This is a genomic window from Kineococcus glutinatus, from assembly GCF_039542765.1.
Lineage (GTDB): Bacteria > Actinomycetota > Actinomycetes > Actinomycetales > Kineococcaceae > Kineococcus_A > Kineococcus_A glutinatus.
The window spans coordinates 1-4,664 of the sequence record NZ_BAABIL010000526.1 but is presented as its reverse complement, the minus strand read 5'-3'; the positions used below and the strand labels follow the sequence as shown (position 1 = coordinate 4,664).

The following is a 4,664-nucleotide window of genomic DNA, read 5'->3' as shown; positions in this document are numbered from 1 at the left end:
CGACGCTCTGCGCGAGCAGGCCGGCGACGTGGTGCTGCAGGAGCGCTGCACGGCGACGGTGGAGGGGGCGAGCACGAGCTGGTCGCCGGAGCAGATGGCCAACGCGGCCACGGTGGCGGGCATCTCGGTGCGGCGGGGGCTGCCCGCGCGGGCGGCGACGATCGCGCTGGCGACCGTCATCCAGGAGTCGACGCTGCGCAACCTGGACCACGGCGACCGCGACTCCCTGGGCCTGTTCCAGCAGCGCCCCTCCCAGGGCTGGGGGACGGCCGAGCAGGTGCAGGACCCGGTCCACGCGACGAACGCGTTCTACGACGCGCTCGTGGAGGTGGAGGGCTACCGGGACCTGCCGGTCACCGACGCGGCGCAGCGGGTGCAGCGCAGCGCGTTCCCGCTGGCCTACGGCGACCACGAGCCGGAGGGCCGGGTGCTGGCCTCGGCCCTGACCGGGTACTCCCCCGCGGCGCTGACGTGCCGGTTGCGGCCGGTGTCGGGGGCGTCGGCGCAGGAGGGCGGGGACGACGCGATGACCGCGCGGGCCCGCCGGCTGGCCGAAGAGCTGGCCGTGCAGGTCGCCGACCGGCCGGTGGACGTGGTGCCGGGCACGGGCGGTGCGGCGCTGCACGTCGATGCGGGCGAGGGGGCCGAGGGCGAGCGGCTGGCGTGGGCCGTCGGCGCCTGGGCGGTGGCCCGCGCCGGTGTCCTCGACGTCGAGGAGGTCAGCGTGGGCACGCTGCGCTGGCAGCGCTCGGCCCCGGACGCCGGGTGGGCGCGCACGGGGTCGCTGCTGCCGCCGACCGCGGTGGACGTGAGGCTCGCCCGGGGCGGCTGAGCGCCCCGGGCGACGTCCCGGGCGGGTGGTGCGCCGGTCTCAGCCGCGCTCGCCGAGGTTGACGTAGTCGCGCTCCACGACGCCGGTGTAGACCTGGCGGGGCCGGCCGATCTTCGTCTGCGGGTCGTTCATCATCTCCCGCCACTGCGCGATCCAGCCGGGCAGGCGGCCGAGGGCGAACAGGACGGTGAACATCTTCGTCGGGAATCCCATCGCCTTGTAGATGAGGCCCGTGTAGAAGTCGACGTTCGGGTAGAGCTTGCGGGAGACGAAGTAGTCGTCGTGGAGGGCGATCTCCTCCAGGCGCATCGCGATGTCGAGCATCTCGTCGCGCTTGCCGAGCTTGCCGAGCACCTCGTCGGCCGTCTTCTTCACGATGGCCGCGCGCGGGTCGTAGTTCTTGTACACCCGGTGGCCGAAGCCCATCAGGCGCACGCCCTTCTCCTTGTTCTTCACCCGCGTCATGAAGGTGTCGACGTCGTCGTCGCTGGCGCGGATGTCGTCCAGCATGGTGAGGACGGCGCTGTTGGCGCCGCCGTGCAGCGGACCGGACAGGGCGTGGATGCCGGCGGAGACGGAGGCGAAGAGGTTGGCCTGCCCGGAGCCGACGAGGCGCACGGTGGAGGTGGAGCAGTTCTGCTCGTGGTCGGCGTGCAGCACGAACAGCAGGTCCAGCGCCTTGACCATCGCCGGGTCGATCTCGTAGTCCTCCGCGGGCAGGCCGAAGGACAACCGCAGGAAGTTCTCCAGCAGCCCGAGGCGGTTGTCCGGGTAGAGCAGCGGCTGGCCGATGCTCTTCTTGTGCGCGTAGGCCGCGATGGTGGGCAGCTTGGCCAGCAGCCGCACCGTGGACAGCTCGACCTGTTCCTCGTCGAAGGGGTTGAGGCTGTCCTGGTAGAAGGTCGACAGCGCGCTCACCGCCGACGACAGCACCGGCATGGGGTGCGCGTCGCGGGGGAAGCCGTCGAAGAAGCGCTTGAGGTCCTCGTGCAGCAGCGTGTGCCGCTGCACCCGCTGGGTGAACGCCGTGAGCTGGTCGGCGGTGGGCAGCTCGCCGTAGATGAGCAGGTAGCTCACCTCGAGGAAGCTGGAGCGCTCCGCGAGCTGCTCGATGGGGTACCCGCGGTAGCGCAGCACCCCCGCGTCACCGTCGATGTAGGTGATGGCGGAGGTGGTGGAGGCGGTGTTGGTGAAGCCGGGGTCGAGCGTCACCACCCCCGCCTCCTTGATGAGGGAGGAGACCTCGACACCGGGCTGGCCGGCGGTCGCCGGGACGACCGGGAGTTCCACCTCGCCACCCGGGTGCTTCAGGGTTACGGAATCCGCCATGGCCCCGACCGTACCTTTCACACGACGGGCCCCACCAACCGGAGTGAGCGGTCTCTCAGGCGGGCCGGCCCGCCGTCACCAGCGCCGTGCGGCGGCGGCGACGCGCTCGTCACCCGCGGTGAGCGCCACCCGGACGTGCCGGGCGCCGGCGGCGCCGTAGAAGGAGCCGGGCGCCACGAGGACGCCGCGCTCGGCGAGCCAGGACACCGAGTCGGCGGCCGGCTCACCGCGGGTGCACCACAGGTAGAGGCCGGCCCCGGAGGCCTCCACGGTGAAGCCGGCGCGCCCCAGCGCCTCCCGCAGCACCTCCCGGCGCGCGCGGTAGCGCTCCCGCTGGGCGTCGACGTGGGCGTCGTCGCCGAGGGCCGCCACCAGCGCGGCCTGCACCGGCCGGGGCACGATCATCCCGGCGTGCTTGCGCACCTGCAGCAGGTCGGCGACGAGGGCGGGGTCGCCGGCGACGAAGGCCGCCCGGTAGCCGGCGAGGTTGGACTGCTTGGACGTGGAGTAGACGACGAGCAGACCGCTGTGGTCGCCGCCGCAGACGCGCGGGTCCAGCACCGAGGGCACCAGGCCGCCGCGGGCGGCGTCGAGGTGCTCGTCCCAGCCCAGCTCGGCGTAGCACTCGTCGCTGGCCACGACGGCGCCGCGCTCGCGCGCCCAGGCGACCACGGCGGCCATGTCCGCCACGTCCAGGACGTGCCCGGTGGGGTTGGACGGGGAGTTCAGCCACACCAGCCGCGCGTCGTCGGGCAGGTCGGCGACGCCGTCGACGGGCACCGGGCGGGCACCGGCGAGGCGGGCGCCGACGTCGTACGTCGGGTACGCCACCCGCGGGTGGGCCACGGCGTCACCGGGCCCCAGCCCGAGCAGGGTGGGCAGCCAGGCCACCAGCTCCTTGGAGCCGATGGTCGGCAGCACCCCGTCCGGGTCGAGGCCGGGCACCCCGCGGCGGCGGGCGAACCAGGCCGCCACGGCCTCGCGCAGCGCGGGTGTCCCCCACGTCTGCGGGTAGCCGGGGGCGTCCGCCGCCGCGCGCAGCGCCTCGGCCACCACCTCGGGGGTGGGGTCGACGGGCGTGCCGACGGAGAGGTCGACGATGCCGTCGGGGTGCGCCCGCGCCCGGGCGGCGGCGGGGGCCAGGGAGTCCCAGGGGAAGTCGGGCAGCTCCCTCCCCGCCCGCGCGGGCCGCAGCACCGGGCCGCTCAGGACTCCTCGCCCTGCGGGGGCAGCGAGGCCACCAGCGCGTGGTCGTGGTCGATGAGGCCCATCTTGGCCGCGCCGCCGGGCGAGCCGATCTTGTCGAAGAACTCGACGTTGGCGGCGGTGAAGGGCTCCCACTCCTCGGGGACGTCGTCCTCGTAGTAGATGGCCTCCACCGGGCAGACCGGTTCGCACGCGCCGCAGTCCACGCACTCGTCCGGCTGGATGTAGAGGGAGCGCTTGCCCTCGTAGATGCAGTCGACGGGGCACTCCTCGATGCACGCCTTGTCCTTGACGTCCACGCAGGGCTGGGCGATGACGTAGGTCACGGGTCTCCTCCTCGTCCGCGATCGGCGCGGCACGCGGCCGGTCGCCGTCCCTAGTATCGCGGACGTCCCGCGCCGTGCAGACCGGGGCGGGCCGGAAGGGCGGACCAGGCGGACCGGGGCAGGCCGGAGCGGATCGGAGCGGGACGTGGGAGTGCGGGCCGGGGCGCGCCTGGAGGTGCGCGAGGAGGAGCTGCGGCCGGGGGTGCGCGTGGTGGTGCGCCACCGCCTGCCCGACGGCTCGGCCACCGACGCGCTGGGGGAGCTGCGCTCCGTCGACGCCGAGGCGCTGGAGGTGCTCACCCGGCGGGGGCCGGTGCGGGTGGCCCGCGCGGACGTGCTGGCCGCCAAGGCCGTGCCGCCGGCGCCCCGGCGCCCGGAGCCGCCGCACCGCGCGGTCGGCGTCGAGGACCTGCAGCGGCTGATGGGCGCGCACTGGCGCGCGGAGGTGGCCCGCCCGCTCGGGGACTGGCTGCTGCGCGCCTCGGGCGGTTTCACCAGCCGCGCCAACTCCTGCCTGGCCGTCGGCTCCCCCGGCCTGGCGCTGCCCGCGGCGCTGGAGCGGGTGCGGGCCTTCGCCGCCGAGCACGGTGTGGAGGCGGTGGTGACCGTGCCCACCCCCGCGGGGGCGGGCGGGGAGGTGCCCGAGCCGGCCTCGGCGCTGGACGCGGAGCTCGCCGGGGCCGGCTGGGCGCTGCGCACCCCCTCGCTGGTGCTGACGGCGGCGACGCGGCGGCTGCCGCGGGAGGTGGAGCTGCCGGCCGGGCTCGTGCTCGACGTCCGCGCCGAGCCCGACGCGGCGTGGCTGGACGCCTACCGTTACCGGGGGCGGCCGCTGGTGCCCGCGGCCCGGCGGCTGCTGGTGTCGGCCGACGCGCAGGTCTTCGCCTCCGTCCGGGACGGCGGGCGGGAGCTGGTCGTGGCGCGGGGTTCGGCCTCGCCGGGCTGGGCGGGGCTGACGGCGGTGCAGGTCG

5 protein-coding genes are annotated in these 4,664 nt (G+C 75.2%); 2 read left to right on the top strand and 3 right to left on the bottom strand.

The annotated features are described in order from the left end of the window. Positions 1 to 832, top strand: an 832-nt coding sequence (locus ABEB16_RS17575; RefSeq protein ID WP_345713514.1) for a hypothetical protein, incomplete at its 5' end; no start/stop codon positions are given. 39 nt (positions 833 to 871) lie between these two features. Here the strand turns inward: ABEB16_RS17575 and ABEB16_RS17570 are convergent. The 3 genes from ABEB16_RS17570 to fdxA form a co-directional block, all read right to left on the bottom strand. Further along, the gene (locus tag ABEB16_RS17570) at positions 872 to 2,161 is read right to left on the bottom strand and encodes a citrate synthase (RefSeq protein ID WP_345713513.1); all 1,290 of its coding nucleotides are present in this window, start codon (positions 2,159 to 2,161) and stop codon (positions 872 to 874) included. 75 nt (positions 2,162 to 2,236) lie between these two features. Further along, positions 2,237 to 3,358 (bottom strand): succinyldiaminopimelate transaminase, encoded by a 1,122-nt coding sequence (gene dapC, locus ABEB16_RS17565; RefSeq protein ID WP_345713512.1) that lies wholly within the window; start codon positions 3,356 to 3,358, stop codon positions 2,237 to 2,239. Positions 3,359 to 3,366: 8 nt separating this feature from the next. Further along, entirely contained in the window at positions 3,367 to 3,693 is a 327-nt protein-coding gene (gene fdxA / locus ABEB16_RS17560; protein ID WP_345713511.1) for a ferredoxin, read from the bottom strand. A 145-nt stretch (positions 3,694 to 3,838) separates the two neighbouring features. On the opposite strand from fdxA, the gene ABEB16_RS17555 reads away from it, so the two are divergent. After that, on the top strand, positions 3,839 to 4,664 hold an 826-nt coding region (locus tag ABEB16_RS17555; protein ID WP_345713510.1), incomplete at its 3' end, for a putative acetyltransferase.